This window comes from Variovorax sp. 10N412 (assembly GCF_056394985.1).
Genome location: NZ_JBFTIO010000002.1, coordinates 487,027 through 504,386 on the forward strand (window position 1 = coordinate 487,027; position 17,360 = coordinate 504,386).

The window sequence follows — 17,360 nt, forward strand, 5'->3', positions numbered from 1 at the left end:
ACACACTAGCGCCATGCACTACCTCCACGCACTGTTCGCCGGCACCTGGGCCATTGCACGGGCCGAACTGGCCATCGTGCGGCGCTTTCCGCGCATCCTGCTGGCCGTGGTGGCAGTCGGCGTGGTGCCTGCGCTCTATGCGCTGATCTATCTCACGAGCGTGTGGGACCCGGCGGGCCACACCGCCGACCTGCCGGCAGCCATCGTGAACCAGGACCGGGGCGTGACCTACATGGCGCACTCCGTGAACGTGGGCGACGAGCTCACGCGCACCCTGCTCGAAAAACGCGCCTTCGGCTTTCGCACCATGACCGACCCCGAGGCCGCGCGCGCCGAAGTGCGCCGCGGCACGCTCGCCTTCGTGCTGCTGATTCCGGGCGACTTCAGCGCCAATGCGGTGCCCGGCACGCAGCGCGGCGCAGGCCGGTTGGTCGTCTACACCTCCGAAGGCAACAACTACAGCTCGGCCGGCCTGGCCCGGCGCTTCGCGGGCGAGTTGGGCCACCAGGTCAACGAGATGCTCAACGAGCAGCGCTGGGAGCTGGTGCTGAACGCGGCCTCCGGCTCGCAGCAACGGCTGGAACAGCTCAAGCAGGCGCTGCTGCAGTTGCGCGACGGCAGCCAGGCGCTGGCCACGGGCGCCATCCAGTACAGCGCGGCCGCCCAGCAGGTGGGCAGCGGGTTCAAGCAGGTCAACGGCGCCATCCGCACCATCCAGTCGAAGCTGCCGGCCGATGCGGACCTGCGCGCGCTCAAGTCCGGCGCGCAGCAGCTCACGGCGGGGCAGCGCGAACTCGGCAGCGGGCTCGCGCAGATCGGCGATGGCCTGGACCAGTTGAATGCAGGCGCCGGCCAACTGGGTGACGGCGCACGCAAGATGCAGAAGGAATCGGCCGACATTCCCTTCGTGGGCGACCGGCTCGCGCGGGGCGCCGGGGACCTGGCAACCGGTGCGGACAAGCTGCGCGGCGGGCTCGGCCAGGCCCAGGCCGCGATGACCAAGGCAGAGGACGGCAGCCAGAAGCTGGTGGCCGGCGCTGCGGCGCTCGAAGGCGGCGTGGGCAAGCTCACCGACGGCATGGGCGCGCTGTCTGCCGGCATCCGCACACTGGGCGGCAAGCTGCCCGAAGACCGCAAGCTCGATGAGTTCGTCCAGGGCGGCGCGCAACTGTCCCAGGGCGCGCAGCGTCTGTTGACCGGGGTGCGCACCATCGAGGCTGCCCTGCCCGCCTCCATCACCCGTATCCAGGGCAGTGCCTCGGGGCTGGCCGACTCGGTCGAGCCGAAGGTCGAGGTGGTCGCCCCGGTGGCCAACAACGGCAGCGCCTTCGTGCCCAACATGGTGTCGGTGGCGCTGTGGATCGGCGCGGTGATGGCCGGCTACCTGTTCAACATCCGCATCGTGCTGACCGACCACACCCACTACCCGAAGCTGGCGAAGACGCTCGGCAAGATCACCATGCCGGCGCTCGTCGTGCTGCTGCAGGTGGCGCTGGTGCTGGCCACGCTGCTGGGCGTGCTGCAGGTGCAGGCGCCGCGCGTGGGCGCGCTGGCACTCACCATGGTGCTGGCCTCGCTGGTGTTCCTGGTGGTGCTGTTCGCCATCCTCCATGTGTTCGGCGACTTCGGCCGCATCCTGACGGTGCTGCTGCTCACGCTGCAGCTGTCGGCCGGCGGCGGCGTGCTGCCGGTGGAGCTGTCGGCCGGCTTCTTCCGCGACGTGCACAGCTGGCTGCCCTTCAGCTGGGTGGTGCAGGCGTTTCGCGCGGTCATGTTCGGCGCCTTCGACAACGGATGGGCGTATGCCTGCGGGGTGGTGGTGCTGTCCGGCACGGTGGCGGTGGGGCTGATGGCGATCTTCGGCAAGTGGAACGACGTGCTGCTGGCCGACTACAAGCCGACGATCCAGGTTTGATATATGTGACATTCACGATGTAACATTCGTACCGTCACATGAATTCCGCCCCTGCCCTCGCTGCTGCCCAGGACCTCTCCATCGAGGCCCTGGCGGCGCACACGGGCGTGACGGTGCGCAACATCCGCGCCTACAGCACGGCAGGGTTGCTGCCACCGCCCCGGCTTCGGGGGCGCCTGGGCCTGTACGACGACGAGCACGCGCAGCGCCTGGCGCTGATCCGCGAGCTGCGCGACCAGGGCTTCGGCATCGAGGCCATCCGCCGCATCTTTGCGCGCGCGCCGGCCTCGTCCTGGCCCGACCTGGTCGCCGTGGCGCGCTCGGTCTCCGGCAGCCTGTTCGCCGAAGAAACGCCGGTGGTGGTGTCGGCCAAGGCGCTCGCCGCCAAGTGGAAAGGCCAGATGACGCCCGCCCTGCTCGCACGCGCCACCAGGGCCGGCCTGATGCGCGAACTGCCCGACGGCAAGATCCAGATGCTCAGCCCCGCGCTGGGCCAGGTCGCAGAGCAACTCGCCGCGCTCGGCCTGCCGCTGGAGCAGGTGATCGGCATGCAGGAGACCATGGCGCGCACGCTGCGCACCGTGGCGCGCCACTGGCTGCGCACGCTGGCCGACAGCCTGCTGAGCGGCGACGCCATCGATGCCGACCGCCTGGCCCAACTGCTCGAGAAAGCGCGCCCGCTCGCCACCGGCGCGGTGCAGGCCGCGTTTCCCGTGATCCTGCAGCAGGAGCTCGACACCCTGCTGCGCAAGGCAGCCTGAAACGATGCAACGACCTCGCCACGCCCTCTTCCCTTCCCTGCTCCTGCTGCCGGCCCTGATCGGGCTCGGTACCTCGGCCTTCGCACAGGTGCCGCCCCGCGCGGACACCCTCTCACTGAGCTTCGACGCAGCCCGCGCCCGCATGGTCGACCGCTCCGACAAGCTGGCCGCAGCGCGCGCGGCCGTCGAATCGAAAGAGCTGCAGGGCGAAGGCGTCAAGGGCCTGGGCGGCCCGGTGGTCAGCATCTCGGGCCTGGCCTACGCGTACAACGCCAACCTGAACCTCGACCTCGATCCGCTCAACCAGAAGCTGGGGCAGATCGGTTCCTCGCTGCCCTCGTCGGTCCAGAGCTTCATCTCGCGCGTGCCCATTCCGCAACTGCCCAACAGCTACACGCTGAACCGGCACGACACGGGCACCAACACCTCGATCTCGGCCGTGTGGCCGCTGTACGTGGGCGGCGCGACCGACGCGGTGCGCGGCTTCGTGTCGGCACAGACGCGCGAGGCGCAGGCCGATGCCGAACAGGCCGGCCACGAGGTCGACACCCTGCTGGTGCAGCGCTACTTCGGCGCGCAGCTCGCGCAGCGCGCGGCCACGCTGCGCGCGCAGGCCGAGCGCACCATCGCGCAACACGATTCGGCCGCGCAGAAGATGCTCGCGGCCGGCGTGATCTCGCGCGTGGAGCGGCTGCAGGCCAGCGCCGCCTACGAAGAAGCGCGCCGCAACGCGCGCAAGGCAGAGGACGACGCGGCGCTGGCCGCCGTGGCGCTCGCCCGCACGGTGCGCGCGGACGGCAGCGTGGCGCCGCAGACGCCGCTCTTCATCCTCAGCACGCCGGTGGAGCCGCTGGGCTACTTCATCGATTCGGCGCTCACGCGCCACCCCGGCCTGGGCAAGGTCGCGGCCAAGAAGTCGCAGGCCGAGCAGTTGCACGAAGGCGAGGAGGCGTTGCGCCGCCCGCAGGTCATTGCCTTCGGCACGCGCGAACTCAAGAGCGGCAACGCCGACTGGGTGGCCGGCATCGGCGTGCGCTGGACGCTGTACGACTCGGTCGACCGCAGCGCCCTGTCGGCCTCCTCGCTCAAGCAGATCGAACAGGCCGAGCGCACCGACGCGCAGGCGCGCAGCGACATCTCGCTGCTGGTCGAGCGCAACTGGCGCGCGCTGGAAAACGCACGCCGCCAGTACCTGGAGATGAAGGCCTCGGTCGAACTCGCGCAAGAGGTGGTCAGGCTGCGCGTCTCGGGACTTCGCGAAGGCACGAGCACCACGCTCGACCTGATCGACGCCGAAACCAACCAGGCCAAGGTGCTGACCGAACGCGCGCAGGCCGCCAACGACTATGTGCAGGCGCTGGCCCAGTTGCTCGAGAGCGCGGGCATTTCCGACAGGTTTTCCGACTACATCGCGCGTGCAGACGTGAAGGTGAATTGATGATGAGTGCCAAGACCCGACAACTGATCGCCATCCTTGCCGCCCTGCTCGTGCTGGCGGTGCTCGTCTGGGGTTTCTGGCGCGCGTCGCAGCCCGCGCCCGAGGTGTTCCAGGGCCAGATGGAAGCACGCGAGACCGACGTGGCCGGCAAGGTCACGGCGCGCGTGGCCGATGTGCTGGTGAAGGAAGGCGATCGCATCCAGGCCGGTGCGGTGCTGGTGCGCATGGACAGCCCCGAAGTGCGCGCCAAGCTCGCGCAGGCCACCGCCGCCGAGCAGGCCGCGCAGGCCGTGGCCGACAAGGCGCAGAACGGCGCGCGGCCACAGGAGCTCGAGATGGCGCGCATGCAATGGCAGCGGGCGGAAACCGCGGCGCAGCTCGCGCAGACCTCGTTCCGCCGTGTCGACGGGCTGGCGCGCGAAGGCCTGGTGGCCGACCAGAAGCGCGACGAGGCCGAAGCCAACTGGAAGGCTTCGCGTGACGCCGCCATTGCCGCCAGGGCGCAGTACGACATGGCGCGCAGCGGCGCCCGGCCCGAAGACAAGGCCGCGGCCAATGCGCAGGCGCGCCAGGTCGCCGGCGTGGTCGCCGAAGCGCAGGCCGCCAAGGCCGAGACCGAGCTGCGCAGCCCCGTCGGCGGCGAGGTGGCCAAGGTGCTGGCCAAGGTCGGCGAGCTGTCTCCGCAGGGCGTGGCCGTGGTGACGGTGGTCGACCTCAACGACCAGTGGCTGGTGCTCAACGTGCGCGAAGACCGGCTCGCCCGGTTCGCGACGGGCAACGAGTTCGACGCGCGCCTGCCCGCGCTGGCCGAAGACAAGCGCACGGCGCGCTTCAAGGTCTACTACAGCGCCGTGCTGCCCGACTTCGCGACCTGGCGCGCCACGCGCGGCGGCGCCGGCTTCGACGTGCGCACCTTCGAGGTTCGTGCACGGCCGCTCAAACCCGTCGAGGGCGCGCGGCCCGGCATGAGCGTGCTGGTGGACTGACCCGGCACGGAGCGCAGATCCGATGAGCCTCCGCGGCTTTTCCGCAGCCAGCGCACGGCGCGAGTTCGCGCTGCTGCGCACGCGCCCCTGGGACCTGGCCATGGTCTCGTGGGTGCCGCTGCTCGCGGTGTTGCTGATCTGGTGGATCTTCTCGGCCGGGCTGCCCGAGCGGCTGCCGATCGGCGTGCTCGACCAGGACCGCTCCTCGCTGTCGCGCCAGCTGGTGCGCTTTCTGGACGCCACGCCCGGCCTGCGCGTGGTGCAGCACTACGGCGACGAAGGAGAGATGGCGCGCGCGCTGACCAGCGGCGCGGTCGACGCGGCGGTGCAGCTGCCGCGCACGCTGAGCCGCGACGTCAAGCAGGGCCGCACCGGCCAGGTCGTGTTGCTGCACAACGCGCAGCTCGGCACGCATTCGAGCCTGATCCAGCGCGACGTGCGCACGGCCGTGGCCACCGTGTCGGGCGGCGTCGAGCTCACGGTGCGCAACAAGCGCGGCGAATCGATGACGGCCGCGCGCGTGAGCATGGAGCCGATCAAGGCGAGCATGGTGGCGCTGTTCAACACCTCGACCGACTACGAGCAGTTCCTGGGCGCGGCGTTGATTCCCGCGCTGCTGCACATCCTGGCGATGACGGCCGGCGCGTGGGCCGTGGGCCGCGAGCTGCGCGACCGCAGCATCGGCGAATGGCTGGGCGCCGCGCCGCGCTGGCACGAGGCGCTGGCTGCGCTGGCGGGCAAGCTGGCGCTGCCGTTCGCGAGCCTGAGCGCGGTGGCCATCGCCGCGATGCTGTGGATCACGGCGGGGCGTGGGTGGCACCCGGTGGGCTCGCTCGGTTGGACGTTGTTTGCGCTGGTGGTTTTCCTGGCGCTGTCGATCGCGCTGGGCGCGTTCGTGTCGGGCCTCACGCGCTCCCTGCGCACCGCGCTGTCGGCCACGGGCTTCATCACTGCGCCGGCCTTCGCGTTCGGCGGCGTGGGCTTCCCGCTGGTCGCGATGCCGTTTTTCGCGCAGGCATGGGCCAACCTGCTGCCTTACACGCACTACATCCGGGTGCAGATGGAGCAGTTGCAGATGGGTGCGCCGTTGGCCTACTCGGCGGCCACGCCGCTGTGGATGGTGCTGGGCACCGCCGTGCTGCTGTCGGCGACGGCCGGCGCGCTGGCGCGCGCCGCCAGGGCGCCTGACAGCTGGGGTGGCCGCTGATGACGAAGGACCGTTCGCACTTCGGCGCGGCATGGCGCGATACCGCCGTGGCCGTGCTGCGCGACAAGGGCGTGCTGCTGATCATGCTGCTCGCGCCTGTCATCTACGGCTTCTTCTACCCGTGGCCGTACGGCACGCAGGCCGTCACGCGCGTGCCGGTGGCCGTGGTCGACCAGGACCACAGTGCGCTGTCGCGCCAGATCGCGCGCTTCGCGATGGCCAATCCGCGCCTCGACGTGCGCATGGTCACCGCCGACGTGCACGAGGCGCAGCAGGCGCTGTGGCGCGGCGAGATCGAGGGCTATGCGCTGCTGCCAGCCGACCTCAGGCGCGAGGTGCTGCGCGGCACCTCGGCCGTGGTCACCATCGAAGGCAACGGGGCGTATGCCTTGCTCAACAAGGCCGTGCTGTACGGATTCTCGGAGGCGGTGGGCACGGTGTCGGCGGGTGTCGAGATCCGCAAGCTGCAGGCAGGCGGACAGAGCGCGATACAGGCCGCACGCAGCCGCAGCCCGCTCAACACGCAACTCGTCGCGCTGTTCAACCCGACCGAAGGCTATGGCAGCTACGTGGTGCCGGCGGTGGCGCTGCTGATCCTGCAGCAGACGCTGCTGATGGGCGCGGCCATGCTGGCCGGTACCTGGGCCGAGGCCGGGCGGCTGCGCGCCTCGATGGGCGCCTGGCTGGGGCGGCTGGGCGCGCTCTCGGGGTTCGGCTTGCTGAGCGGGCTTTTCTACTTCGGCTGGGTGTTCTTCCTGCAGGACTATCCGCGCGGCGGCAATCCATGGGGTGCGCTGGTGCTGCTGGCCTTCTACGTGCCGGCGATCTGCACCGCCGGCCTGCTGCTGGGCTGCTGGTTCCGCGACCGCGAGCGAGCTTTGCAGGTGCTGCTGTTCACCGCCCTGCCGATGGCTTTTCTCTCGGGCTTCTCCTGGCCCGTCGAAGCATTGCCGGGGCCGCTGCAGGTGCTGCGCTGGATCTTTCCCAGCACGGCCGGCATCCAGGCCTCGCTGCGGCTCAACCAGATGGGTGCGCCGCTGCACGACGTGCTGCCTTACCTCGGCGGGCTGCTGGTGCTGACCTTGGCCGGACTGCTGACCCTGTGGCTGGCAGCCACGCCACGCGCCGTCGAACGCAAGCGCGTCTAACGCTGGCTCTCGGCCGCCACCGCGCGCACCAGCCGCGTGGCCGGCGCCACCAGCTCGCGCAGGTCGCCCGCGCGGTCCTGCTCGATGGCCTGCAGCACCAGTTCGTTGATGCCGCCGACCACCGTCATCGCCATCTCTGCGGTCAGGTGCGCCGCTGGCTCCTGGGGGCTGCCGCTGCTGTTGATCGCGACCTGGATGAAGCTGGCGATCTCGTCGTTCACCCGGCGCCGCACCACGAGGCCCGGCATGCCCAGGCCCAGGATCTCGACGAACAGCGTGCGCAGCAGCACCGGGTCTTGCGCCAGGTACTCGAAATAGGCCGCCATGGCCCGCTCCACCTGGGTGTGCCAGGGCTGCACCGGGTCGAAGGCCTCGCTCACCGCCTGCAAGGCAAGCCGGCTCGCCGTTTCGTAGAGCGCGATCAGGCACTCGGTCTTGGTGCTGAAGTGCTCGTAGAAGGTACGGCGCGACACCGCGGCCTCGCGCACGATGTCGGCGATGGTCGTCTCCGCGTAGCCCTTCGCGGCCACGGCGTGCGCCATGCCCTGCAGCAGGCGCGCGTAGTGCTCGCTCCCCGGCGCGTCGCCAGACCTGGAAGACGCTGGTTTTTCAATGGTTTCGCTCATGAACCGTACATTTTCCTACGCTTCGGTACTTGACAGTACCGATTCACGATTGCAACATGAAGGCAAGCGGTACGAAGCTGTACCAACTTTCCAGCCCACGCATTCCGGGCTTTTTTCCGAGGTTTTTGCATGACCGAACTCGTTGTCCGCCGTCTTCTGATCGACCTGCAGTCGCCCTTCTCCCGAAACTGGTGTGGCGGCGATGCATTCTCGACCGCTTTCTTCAACGCCCTGTCGATGAGCTTCCCCTTCGGCGAGCAGTTCTTCATCGACGCGGTGCGCAACACCGTGGCCACGCTGCCATCCGAGGCGCAGGACAAGCACCGTGCAGAGGTGCGCGGCTTCATCGGCCAGGAGGCCACGCACCGGCGCATTCATTCACTGTTCAACAACCACCTCGAAAGCCAGGGGCTGGTGGACGGCTGGACGGCGCGTGCCAGCAAGCGCCTGACGCTGATGGAGAACACCGATCCGCGCCACGCGCTGGCGGTCACGGCGGCCACCGAGCACTTCACTGCGATGTTCGCCGAATGGCTGCTGGCCCATCCGCAGATTCTCGAGGGCGCCGAGCCCAGGCTGCGCACCATGTGGCTGTGGCACAGCGCGGAGGAACTGGAGCACAAGAGCGTGGCCTTCGACATCTACAAGGCCGCGGGCGGCTCCGACGCGTGGCGCAACCGCTGGTTCCGCCGCGTGACGATGATGTTCCTGGGCGACCTGATGCGCCAGACCGTCGACAACCTGCGCCACGAGAAACAGCTGTGGAAATGGTCGACGTGGAAGAGCGCAGCGCGCATCCTGCTGAGCCGCGACGGCCTGCTGCGCGGCAACGTCGCAGGCTGGCGCAGCTACCTGCGGTCGGACTTCCATCCGGCGCAGCAGGACAGTGTCCTGTCGGAGCGCTGGCTGGCGGACAACCGCGCGCAGTACATGCCTGTGGGCGCAGCGCCCGAAGCGGCCGCGGCCGCTTCCTAGCGCCGGCCGACCAGCCAGGATTCAGTAGAAGCTGGCGCGGTGCGGCGCGCCGTTGCCGGGCTGCGGTTGCTCGGGGCGCAGCGAAAGGTCGTGCAGCGTGTCGAAGTCGGACGGGGCGTCCGGCACGCGCATCACGGCTTCCAGTTCGTGCATCGACGTGACCCAACGGCCGGCTGGCGATTCGGCCGGCTCGTCGTTGGCGAACACGCCGTCGCGGATGTAGAGGGTTTCGCCTTCGGGGCGCTCGGCATGCAACTCGATCAGGCGCGCAATCGCGAAGTTGTAGGTGACGAGCTTCTCGCGCGTCTTGCGGTCCTTGCCGCCGCAGTTGAACGAGCCCTCGGCGGCAATGACGATGCAGGAGCCGTCCACGCCCCCGTCCATCTCGATCTCGCTGCCCGAGCGCCAGATGGCGTTGGGCAGGCGCACCCTCACCTTGTCGATCACCAGATCGCGTTGCTTGTTGAGGCTGCCCAGCGGTGGAACCAGCGAACGCAACTGGCGCAGGCGCTCGGCAAAGTTGTCGTCCATCAGGAACTCGACATGGTGAGTGGCGCTGCCAGACGAGCGCTTGACCACCTGCATGATGACGTGGCGCGGTTTAGCCATGGCGGCACCCCTTTGCAAGCGTTGGACCCCATGTCCCGCGCGAAGAGTCATTGGCGTGGCTGCAATTCATTGGAATCGACTACAAATTAGAACTTTGGAGTAAATGCAATTACTTGCATCATTTGTTTCCAACTGTATAGCGATTGCAGCCACTGTGGAAGCCATCCGTGACTTTCTGCACACGGGAATGTCTCCTAAATGTCTTCCTAACGTGCTAGCAGGTAACCCCGTCAGTGGCGTGTTTCCAACGCCCCTATTCGAGGGATTCGTCGAGCGCCTTGCACGACGGCGCGCAAACGGTCTGGGACTTGCCCAGTACCTGGCGCGTGCGCAGCTGCGAGCGCACCCGGTGCTTGCCGCACATGAAGCACGACATGGTCGCGCCGCTGAACGACGCGGAGGCACGAAACGGCGAACCCGGTGCCTTGGTCTTGTAGCGCAGGCCGTCCGCCACCACTGCCGTCTTCACTTCACCCTTCGCCATGCGTCTTTTCCTTGCTGTTCGGTTCGGCACGGCGCATGGCGCGTGCAATGGCTTCACGGGCGCTGAGTTCAGCAGCCAGCGAAGCGTCTAGTGCCGAGCGGCAAAGCCCGGCGTGCTGGTAATTGAGGTTTTCGTACACCTCGGCCGCGGCCGGAAAGGCGTCGAGCAGTCGGCCGAGTTCGGCTCCCTGTTCGACGTCCTCGAACTCGTGCACCAGGTGCTCGACAACGGAGCGGTACTGCGCTGCGCCGACGGGCACGGCACTGTGCTCGAGTTTTTCCAGCAGATGAGCCAGTACATGGGTCACTGCCAGATCGGTCTTGGGAGACGGATTATCGGTGGTGTTCATGAGTTCCATCTGGGGGCAGCATACGCCTATGCAAGTGGCTGCTCGTAGAGGGTCGTCTCCGGCGCCCCCGCCTGCTGCAGGTTCTGCGCCGCCTGCATGCGCTGGAGCAGGCTGTGGAGCATCTCGGTCGACAGCCCATGGATCACCAGCCGGTGCCCCGCCCGCAGGGTCGACAGCGGCACCAGCGGATGCTTGTTGTTGACCAGGATCAGGTGTTCCGGCGCATTCAGGATGGTCGCGGTGTAAATGCCGATGGTTTCATCCAGTTGCAAGGAGTTCGCCGCACGCCAGAAGTCGTTGTCCGTCAGCATCAGCTGGTACAGCGGCGTGAACAGCTCGATGGCGCTTTGCAGGTCGAGGAAATTGAGCTTTCCCTGGGGCATGTCCTCCAGCCGCAGCCCGGGCTCCTTGATCATCGAGAAGTCGACGTTCTCGGCCTTGCACAGCGCCAGCCCCTTGTCGCGCAACGCGGTGTTCAGCCGGATCACGAAGTTGAACAGGTTCAGGTCGTGCTTCAGGAACATCTCGTCCTTCAACGCGTCGATGTCCGCCGGCTCCAGCGGATGGGTTCCGACGGGCGCCGGTGAATTGCGCCCGATGAAGGCCAGCACCTGCGAGCCCAGGTGAAAGTGCCGCAGGATCAGCCAGTTGGCCTCGGGCGAGACGAAGCGCTTCAGCCCCCACGCCAGAAACCGATGCAGCAGCATCGAGTGCGACCAGTTGCGCGGCACGAACACCTTCACGACCTGGATCAGGATGATCGTCAGCCGCGCCAGCGGCCGCAGGAACGGCAGCAGGTACTGGCGCGAGCCCGAGCTCGAATCGGCCAGCCACGCCGACTTCACGTTGTCAGGCAGCGGCGTGCTCTGGTCGAGGTACAGCGCCAGCCAGGGGCTGGGGTCGCGCTCGTCGTGGGCCTGGGTCAGGAAGTCAGGTGTTCGGTCCATGGGGCATTCGCTCGGTGATGTGCTGGAACTGCATCAGGTACAGCGCGGCCGTGTGGCGCGCGGTGTCGGTGATCTGGCGGGCGGCGCGCGCCTGCCCTTCCACGGCCATCACCATCTCGACCGCGGTGAGCCAGCGGCTCAGGTGGTGCTCGTCGTTGTGGCCGTGGTATTCGAGGAAGCGGAAGGCGTCGGGCGGCAGCTTCAGGCTGGCCTTGAGCAACGGCAGCAGCGCCGGCACGATGCGCTGGCCCGTGCCCTCGATGATGTAGATCGCGCCCAGCAGTCCGATCGGGTCGCGCGTGGCGGCCAGGCCGTGCAGGTAGGCGTTGAGCGCCTCGCCGCCGGGGTTGCGGCGCAGGTCCTCGATGCGCTCGACCTTGCCACCGGCCCGACGGTAGTCGCTGAAGAGAATGTTGAAGTCGTTCTGCTCCTCGCCCGCATGCACGCCGATCAACGAGGCCAGCATCTGGTAAGGCTCGCTCAGCGAGGCAGCGCCTTCGCGCATCCACAAGCTGCCTTCGCGCACCTGCGGCACCCACTGCTCCATCCAGTTCAGGTAGTCGGGCACGGCGAAGCGGCGCTCGCGGATCTGCCGCACGAGCGGCGTGCGCCACACGCGCGAACGGTAGTCGTGCCAGATGGCGGCCAGCTCGGTCAGCAGGGCGCCCAGGCCTTCGGGCGCGGCGGCCGGGTCGTGCGGGGGCGCAATCACCAGGTCGTCGTCGGGCACTGCCGCCGCGCGGGGCGCCACCGCCACGGGCGCGGCATCCACAGCCTCGACCTCGAGCAGCATGTAGGCGGCCATGAAGCGCCCCGACTCCGGCACGTAGCAGAAGATCTGCTCGCCCGGCTTCAAAGTCCTGGTGTGCAGGAACTCGGCCAGCATGACGAGGATCGACGCCGCGCCGGTGTTGCCGCGCCATGCCAGGTTGCTCCACCAGCGTTCCCGCGGAATCGACAGGTCGGCCTTGGCCATCAGGTCTTCGACCACCGGAATGAATTTTTCCGACGAGTAGTGGCAAAGAAAGTGATCCACCCGCTTCGGATCGACCCAGCCGTCACGCACCAGCCCCGCGTATTCATGGATGCCGATGTCGAACAGGTGCGGCAGCAGCCGGATGTCCTGCCGCAGCGACAAGGCGCCCGCCGCTTCGGCCTCGGCCCAGGAGCCGAAGTCGAGGTGACCGCGCGCGCGGTCTTCGGTCAGGCCCAGTTGCATGCACACCGGGTAGTCGCCTGAAAACGCGCGCTGGTGCACCCATTTCAGCTTCAGCCGCAGCCCCGGCGCGCCGGCCAGCGCGGGCGTGCCGTCGGACAGCAGCAAGGCTCCCGCACCATCGGAGAGCATCCAGCGCAGGAAATGCGAGTCGAAGTCGGCTTCGTAGCCGCGTGCCGCGAAACGCGAGCGCTTGAACAGGCGCGACGGCATCTCGCTCGCCACCGCCATGGCCGTGCGGTGCGCGCCCAGCTCGATGCCCTGCGCCGCCGTCTGGATCGCCGACACGCCCGCCGCGCAGATGCCGTGCACCGAGTGCGTCTCCATCGGCTGCGCCGCCAGTTCGCCCTGGATCATGTTGGCGAAGCCCGGCATCAGCGTGTCGCCGCCCGAGGAGCCGCTGGCCAGCAGCGACACGCGCGACAGCTCGGCCCCGCCGCGCCGCAGGCAGTCGCGAATGGCGCCGGCCGCCAGTTGCGCGTTGGTGTGCTGCGTGACGCCTTCCGCATCGATGGCGTAATGCCGCGTGAGGATGCCGTTCTCCGCCAGGATGCGCCGCTTGATGCGCTCCGACATGCGGTTCAGCGGCGCGATGTACGCGTCCATGCGGTCGTTGGGAATGGGTTCGCCCGGCATGAAATAGCCGGCGCTCTCGAGGTAGACGCGTTGGAATGAAACGGGCATGGGTTCAGGAGATAGGTGAATCGGGAGGCATCAGCGGGCGGCTGCGAAAACGCGGCCACACGGTCCCCAGCACGAACACGCGCACCATGTACGGCACCAGCCCGCCCTCGTTGAGCACGGGCGCGACCTGCGCGCGGTAGCGCGTGCGATGCAGGTGCGTGAGCTCGGACCAATGGGCATGCGGGTTCTCGTGGTGTGCGGTGTGCAGGCCGATGTTGAACAGCAAGGGGTTCACCAGCCCCTCGAAATTGCGGGCGTAGTTCAGCTGGCTACCCGGGGTATCGCCGGGCGCCTCCTTGCGTGATGTCTTTCGGCCGTCCGCGTGGGCGTGCTGCAGGTAGTTGGTCGCCAGCAGCCAGTGCAGGCCGTGCAGCTGCGGCACGATCACGAAGACCAGCGCGCGGCGCCAGTCGAGCGCCAGCAGCACCGCCCAGCTTCCCAGCCACAGCGCGTACTGCGCCATGCAGTAGCGCCACGCGCCGCGCCGGTGCAGCCTCAACCGCGCGAGCCACTCGACAAACACCGGCACCAGCACCCACACCGCCTGGATCGGGTGCAGCAGGTAACCCCACAGGTGGTTGGTGTCGCCGCCGAAGCGGTAGGTGCGCGCCACGTCCTTCGGACCGTGTCGATGGCGATGGTGGTTGGCCACGTGCGCGGGCCAGAACACGAAGGTCGGATGGCCCTGCAGCAGCGTGATCCAGAAGTCGGTGAAGCGGTTCATGCGCCGGCCGCGCCACATGCGAAGGTGCACATGGTTGTGATGGATCACGCCGACGCCGAGCGTGAGGAACAGCATCAGCGCATACAGCACGAGGTCGAAGCCGTGCACCCACTGCCAGGCCGCCAGCGCAGGCAAGGCCACGAGGTAGGCCAGGCTCTGCCAGTCCCGCCCGTGGCGCAGCCTCGGCAAGCGATGGCGCGCGTCAGGCGATCGTGGTCGCGCCATGCTTCTTGTGGAAAGCCTGGAAAAGCGGCTCGGCCGCGTCGGCCGCGATGCGGGTGCGGAACAGCCGGTCCATGAAGGTGAACTGAAAACCGTAGTTGCCGTTGTGCACGGCATGGTGCAGGTGGTGCCGGCGGCTCGCCGCGAACCAGTGGCTGTACGACACGCGCGTGAAGAAGTCGTAGTTCGAATGCCCGACGCAATTGAAGAACAGGCTGAACACCGGCACCGCAGCCAGCGCCCAGAAGCTGAAGTCGTGCACCACCATCGGCAGCAGGATCACGTTGCCGAGCATCAGCGCCTCGACGGGATGAAAGCTGTAGGTCGCCCAGGGCGTGGTCACGAACGAGCGGTGGTGCGGCCCGTGAAAACGCCGCAGCCAGCGCGTGTGCAGCAGCCGGTGGTTGACCCAGAAATGCACGTCGTTCCAGACCGCGAGCACAAGGATTTCAAGCGCGACCTGCCGCCAGCCCGCATCGCCGTCGAGCCGCGCCCAGCCCAGCTGCAGCAAGCCCCACGGAAACACCATGCCCAGCCCGAAGATCAGCACCGACACGCCCGACTGCCCCAGCTCGCGCCGCAGTTGCCCCGGCTGCAACGGCCGCGGATCGAGCACGCGCCCGATGCCCAGCGCCGGCAGCACGCGCTTCGTCAAAAGCCAGGTGAGCCCGCCGAAACCGAGATAGATGCCGCCGAAAAAAAGGACGCCCCACAGCATGACCTGCGGGGCGGACAACGAGGAGAAAGTCTGCGCCATCCCCCGAGGCTACAACAGCATCTCGGGAACGATGGGTGCAATGAGCATGTTGTAGAAGCGCTGGAAGAAACCCGACTCCGGCTCGTAGGTCAGGATGACCTCTTTCTCGCCGTCGTTGGTGAGCCACTGCAGCGTGCCGGTGTCCTTGGCCAGGCGCAGCCGGTAGGAGTTCTGCAGCTTGCTGATGTTGATGATGCGCAGCATCTCGCGCGCCAGCTGCGGGCTGTCGACCACCAGCCCCATCTCGGTGTTCTGGCTGGCCGAGCGCGGGTCGAGGTTCATCGAGCCGATGAAGATGCGCTTCTTGTCGATGGCGGCGGTCTTGGCGTGCAGCCGGCCGAGCGACTTGCCGAACATGCCGAAGCGCTCGCCCTTGCTGGTGCGCTGCGGGCTCAGCTCGTACAGGTCGGCGCCGCTTTCGAGCAGCCGCTGGCGGTAGCGCGCATAGCCGGTGTGCACCAGCGGTTCGTCGTTGGCGGCCAGCGAGTTGGTCAGCAGCGTGAGCTTCACGTTGCGCTTGGCCAGGTCTTCGAAGGCGGCCATGCCGCGCTCGCCGGGCACGAGGTAGGGCGAGGTCAGGTCGACCTCGGTCTTGGCGTCCAGCAGCAGGGCCCACACCTTCATCGTCACGCTGGTGGCGATGGCCTCGTCGGCCGTCATGGTCGCGGGCTTGGTGGGCGGGTCTGCGATGGCGCGGGCCTCGCCCCACAGCAGGCCCATGCGGCCGCCGTCGAGCTCCTCGGCGATCGGGCCGTAGCCCAGGATGTCGGAAGGCGGCAGCACGATCTTCGGCGGCGGCGCGGCCATGCCGACCCAGCTGTCGAAGTCGGCGGTGCCGGGCTTGTGGCCGCCCTCGCCCGCCACGATGTCGGCAATGGGCCAGACCTGCACGCTGTTCCAGTAGGCGTCGAAGATCTGCTCGAGCTGCGGCACCACCTTGCCGACCACCAGCGCGTCCATGTCGATGAAGTTCTGCGCCTCGCTCAGCACGAAATACTCGTCGGCGATGTTGCGCCCGCCCACCACCGCCATCACGCCGTCGGCGATGAACAGCTTGTTGTGCATGCGGTGGTTGAGCCGCACGATCTCGAAGGGCGAGGCCGCAAAGCGCGACAGGAAGCCGTTGCGCCCGCAGCAGAACGGGTTGAACAGGCGCACTTGCACGTTGGGCGTTTCGGACAGGGCCAGCAACAGTTGCTGGCTCTTGACCGTGTACAGGTCGTCGACCAGCACGCGCACCTTCACGCCGCGTGCCGCCGCTTCGCGCAGCGTGCGCAGCAGCAACCGGCCCACCGCGTCGTTCTCGAGCTGGTAGTACTGCACCACCAGCGAGCGCTGGGCCCGCTGCGCGAGCTGGATGCGCGCGTCCAGCGAGTAAACGCCCAGCGGCATCAGCCGGAAGCCCGAATGCTCGCCCGGCGGGGTGGACGCGTCGACGATCTTCGCCAGCGTGGTCGACGCATCGGCGGACGCGGAAAACTCCGCCGGCCTTTCCGGCGTCGGCGGCAGGGAGCCGCAGGCGCCGAGCGCCGCGGCCAGAGCGCCTGCAAGCGCCATGCGCAGAAGTGAGGTCCAGGCCTTCATGATCGAGATTTACCTTGCGTTGTGGTTTTGTCGTTGTCTTCTTGTACGCCCGCGGGGCGGTGCCGGTTTCAGGCAAGCCCCTGCGTTCACGCCGCGGCCTAGAATTCCCGCCACACCGCACCGGAGTACATCATGGCCCGTTCGACCTTCTCGCGCATCGCCGTGACGACTGTTTTTGCCGCTGTCCCGGCCCTTGCACTCCCCGCCTGGGCCGCGCTGGACATCGGCGACCCCGTGCCCCGCTTCACCGCCGACGCCGCCCTGGGCGGCAAGACCTTTCGCTATTCGCTGAACGACGCGCTCGCCAAGGGGCCGGTGGTGGTCTACTTTTTTCCGGCCGCCGACTCCGCCGACTGCTCCATCGAGGCGCACGCCTTCGCCGAGGCCGTCGACAAGTTCGCCGCCCTGGGCGCCACTGTCATCGGCGTCTCGGCGGACGACATCGGCACGCTGTCGAAGTTTTCCGTCAAGTCCTGCCAGAGCCGCTTTCCGGTGGCGTCGGACGAAGCCAAGACCGTCATCAACGGTTTCGACGCGCTGATGCAGACCCGGCCCGACTTCGCCAACCGCCTGTCCTACGTGATCGCACCCGACGGCAAGGTCGCCTATTACTACCAGAACCTGAACCCCGACAAGCATGTGGAACGCACGCTGAACGCCGTGCGGGCACTGCCGAAGGCCACGGCCGCCAAGTAGAGGCGGCACACAGCAGCTGCACAGGGGTTGCC

At 68.1% G+C, this 17,360-nt stretch carries 17 protein-coding genes; 8 read left to right on the forward strand and 9 right to left on the reverse strand.

The window, feature by feature from the left end:
- Positions 1 to 13 precede the first annotated feature (13 nt).
- From AC1DJH_RS07815 to AC1DJH_RS07840, 6 genes are read left to right on the forward strand one after another with little or no spacing between them, the layout of a single operon-like run.
- On the forward strand, positions 14 to 1,915 hold the full coding sequence (locus AC1DJH_RS07815; RefSeq protein ID WP_478185303.1) for a YhgE/Pip family protein: 1,902 nt from the start codon (positions 14 to 16) through the stop codon (positions 1,913 to 1,915).
- Between the two features lie 38 nt (positions 1,916 to 1,953).
- Positions 1,954 to 2,676, forward strand: coding sequence for a MerR family transcriptional regulator (locus AC1DJH_RS07820; RefSeq protein ID WP_435483904.1), 723 nt, complete (start codon positions 1,954 to 1,956; stop codon positions 2,674 to 2,676).
- Between the two features lie 4 nt (positions 2,677 to 2,680).
- The gene (locus tag AC1DJH_RS07825; protein ID WP_478185304.1) at positions 2,681 to 4,114 is read left to right on the forward strand and encodes a TolC family protein; all 1,434 of its coding nucleotides are present in this window, start codon (positions 2,681 to 2,683) and stop codon (positions 4,112 to 4,114) included.
- Positions 4,114 to 5,100, forward strand: a complete 987-nt coding sequence (locus AC1DJH_RS07830; RefSeq protein ID WP_435483906.1) for an HlyD family secretion protein — start codon at positions 4,114 to 4,116, stop codon at positions 5,098 to 5,100. Before AC1DJH_RS07825 ends, AC1DJH_RS07830 begins: the two co-directional genes overlap by 1 nt.
- Positions 5,101 to 5,122: 22 nt before the next feature.
- Positions 5,123 to 6,307: an ABC transporter permease gene (locus tag AC1DJH_RS07835; RefSeq protein WP_478185305.1), complete on the forward strand. Its 1,185-nt coding sequence runs from the start codon at positions 5,123 to 5,125 to the stop codon at positions 6,305 to 6,307.
- Positions 6,307 to 7,455, forward strand: coding sequence for an ABC transporter permease (locus tag AC1DJH_RS07840; RefSeq protein ID WP_478185306.1), 1,149 nt, complete (start codon positions 6,307 to 6,309; stop codon positions 7,453 to 7,455). The genes AC1DJH_RS07835 and AC1DJH_RS07840 overlap by 1 nt, the downstream gene beginning before the upstream one ends.
- Here the strand turns inward: AC1DJH_RS07840 and AC1DJH_RS07845 are convergent.
- Positions 7,452 to 8,081 carry a TetR/AcrR family transcriptional regulator gene (locus AC1DJH_RS07845; RefSeq protein ID WP_478185307.1) on the reverse strand — a complete coding sequence of 210 codons (630 nt, stop codon included), beginning with the start codon at positions 8,079 to 8,081 and terminating at the stop codon, positions 7,452 to 7,454. The genes AC1DJH_RS07840 and AC1DJH_RS07845 overlap by 4 nt on opposite strands.
- 129 nt (positions 8,082 to 8,210) lie before the next feature.
- Here AC1DJH_RS07845 and AC1DJH_RS07850 point away from each other — a divergent pair, with 129 nt between their 5' ends.
- Complete coding sequence (locus AC1DJH_RS07850) at positions 8,211 to 9,056, forward strand: metal-dependent hydrolase (protein ID WP_478185308.1); 846 nt, start codon at positions 8,211 to 8,213, stop codon at positions 9,054 to 9,056.
- Between the two features lie 21 nt (positions 9,057 to 9,077).
- Here AC1DJH_RS07850 and AC1DJH_RS07855 read toward each other — a convergent pair whose 3' ends face one another.
- From AC1DJH_RS07855 to AC1DJH_RS07890, 8 genes are all read right to left on the reverse strand, one after another.
- Positions 9,078 to 9,665, reverse strand: coding sequence for a hypothetical protein (locus AC1DJH_RS07855; RefSeq protein WP_472115010.1), 588 nt, complete (start codon positions 9,663 to 9,665; stop codon positions 9,078 to 9,080).
- Between the two features lie 253 nt (positions 9,666 to 9,918).
- A complete protein-coding gene (locus AC1DJH_RS07860; protein ID WP_116907419.1) occupies positions 9,919 to 10,149 on the reverse strand; it encodes a hypothetical protein in 231 nt (76 codons plus the stop codon).
- A complete protein-coding gene (locus AC1DJH_RS07865; RefSeq protein ID WP_472115007.1) occupies positions 10,136 to 10,498 on the reverse strand; it encodes a hypothetical protein in 363 nt (120 codons plus the stop codon). Before AC1DJH_RS07865 ends, AC1DJH_RS07860 begins: the two co-directional genes overlap by 14 nt.
- A gap of 26 nt (positions 10,499 to 10,524) precedes the next feature.
- The gene (locus tag AC1DJH_RS07870) at positions 10,525 to 11,445 is read right to left on the reverse strand and encodes a DUF6999 family protein (RefSeq protein ID WP_435483912.1); all 921 of its coding nucleotides are present in this window, start codon (positions 11,443 to 11,445) and stop codon (positions 10,525 to 10,527) included.
- A complete protein-coding gene (locus AC1DJH_RS07875; protein WP_478185309.1) occupies positions 11,429 to 13,345 on the reverse strand; it encodes an iron-containing redox enzyme family protein in 1,917 nt (638 codons plus the stop codon). The genes AC1DJH_RS07870 and AC1DJH_RS07875 overlap by 17 nt, the downstream gene beginning before the upstream one ends.
- A gap of 4 nt (positions 13,346 to 13,349) precedes the next feature.
- Positions 13,350 to 14,294: a fatty acid desaturase family protein gene (locus AC1DJH_RS07880; protein WP_478185310.1), complete on the reverse strand. Its 945-nt coding sequence runs from the start codon at positions 14,292 to 14,294 to the stop codon at positions 13,350 to 13,352.
- Positions 14,272 to 15,048: a sterol desaturase family protein gene (locus tag AC1DJH_RS07885; RefSeq protein WP_435483915.1), complete on the reverse strand. Its 777-nt coding sequence runs from the start codon at positions 15,046 to 15,048 to the stop codon at positions 14,272 to 14,274. The genes AC1DJH_RS07880 and AC1DJH_RS07885 overlap by 23 nt, the downstream gene beginning before the upstream one ends.
- 9 nt (positions 15,049 to 15,057) lie before the next feature.
- Positions 15,058 to 16,632: a phospholipase D-like domain-containing protein gene (locus tag AC1DJH_RS07890; protein WP_478185311.1), complete on the reverse strand. Its 1,575-nt coding sequence runs from the start codon at positions 16,630 to 16,632 to the stop codon at positions 15,058 to 15,060.
- A gap of 132 nt (positions 16,633 to 16,764) precedes the next feature.
- On the opposite strand from AC1DJH_RS07890, the gene AC1DJH_RS07895 reads away from it, so the two are divergent.
- Positions 16,765 to 17,328 carry a peroxiredoxin gene (locus AC1DJH_RS07895; protein WP_478185312.1) on the forward strand — a complete coding sequence of 188 codons (564 nt, stop codon included), beginning with the start codon at positions 16,765 to 16,767 and terminating at the stop codon, positions 17,326 to 17,328.
- Positions 17,329 to 17,360 lie beyond the last annotated feature (32 nt).

Excerpts from the sequence above, each read along its gene's own strand:
- AC1DJH_RS07865 (WP_472115007.1), bottom strand. The coding sequence starts at position 10,498 with ATGAACACCACCGATAATCCGTCTCCCAAGACCGATCTGGCAGTGACC.
- AC1DJH_RS07825 (WP_478185304.1), top strand. The coding sequence starts at position 2,681 with ATGCAACGACCTCGCCACGCCCTCTTCCCTTCCCTGCTCCTGCTGCCG.
- AC1DJH_RS07860 (WP_116907419.1), bottom strand. The coding sequence starts at position 10,149 with ATGGCGAAGGGTGAAGTGAAGACGGCAGTGGTGGCGGACGGCCTGCGC.
- AC1DJH_RS07850 (WP_478185308.1), top strand. The coding sequence starts at position 8,211 with ATGACCGAACTCGTTGTCCGCCGTCTTCTGATCGACCTGCAGTCGCCC.
- AC1DJH_RS07840 (WP_478185306.1), top strand. The coding sequence starts at position 6,307 with ATGACGAAGGACCGTTCGCACTTCGGCGCGGCATGGCGCGATACCGCC.
- AC1DJH_RS07830 (WP_435483906.1), top strand. The coding sequence starts at position 4,114 with ATGATGAGTGCCAAGACCCGACAACTGATCGCCATCCTTGCCGCCCTG.
- AC1DJH_RS07890 (WP_478185311.1), bottom strand. The coding sequence starts at position 16,632 with ATGAAGGCCTGGACCTCACTTCTGCGCATGGCGCTTGCAGGCGCTCTG.
- AC1DJH_RS07820 (WP_435483904.1), top strand. The coding sequence starts at position 1,954 with ATGAATTCCGCCCCTGCCCTCGCTGCTGCCCAGGACCTCTCCATCGAG.
- AC1DJH_RS07855 (WP_472115010.1), bottom strand. The coding sequence starts at position 9,665 with ATGGCTAAACCGCGCCACGTCATCATGCAGGTGGTCAAGCGCTCGTCT.
- AC1DJH_RS07875 (WP_478185309.1), bottom strand. The coding sequence starts at position 13,345 with ATGCCCGTTTCATTCCAACGCGTCTACCTCGAGAGCGCCGGCTATTTC.
- AC1DJH_RS07845 (WP_478185307.1), bottom strand. The coding sequence starts at position 8,081 with ATGAGCGAAACCATTGAAAAACCAGCGTCTTCCAGGTCTGGCGACGCG.
- AC1DJH_RS07815 (WP_478185303.1), top strand. The coding sequence starts at position 14 with ATGCACTACCTCCACGCACTGTTCGCCGGCACCTGGGCCATTGCACGG.
- AC1DJH_RS07835 (WP_478185305.1), top strand. The coding sequence starts at position 5,123 with ATGAGCCTCCGCGGCTTTTCCGCAGCCAGCGCACGGCGCGAGTTCGCG.
- AC1DJH_RS07885 (WP_435483915.1), bottom strand. The coding sequence starts at position 15,048 with ATGGCGCAGACTTTCTCCTCGTTGTCCGCCCCGCAGGTCATGCTGTGG.
- AC1DJH_RS07870 (WP_435483912.1), bottom strand. The coding sequence starts at position 11,445 with ATGGACCGAACACCTGACTTCCTGACCCAGGCCCACGACGAGCGCGAC.
- AC1DJH_RS07895 (WP_478185312.1), top strand. The coding sequence starts at position 16,765 with ATGGCCCGTTCGACCTTCTCGCGCATCGCCGTGACGACTGTTTTTGCC.
- AC1DJH_RS07880 (WP_478185310.1), bottom strand. The coding sequence starts at position 14,294 with ATGGCGCGACCACGATCGCCTGACGCGCGCCATCGCTTGCCGAGGCTG.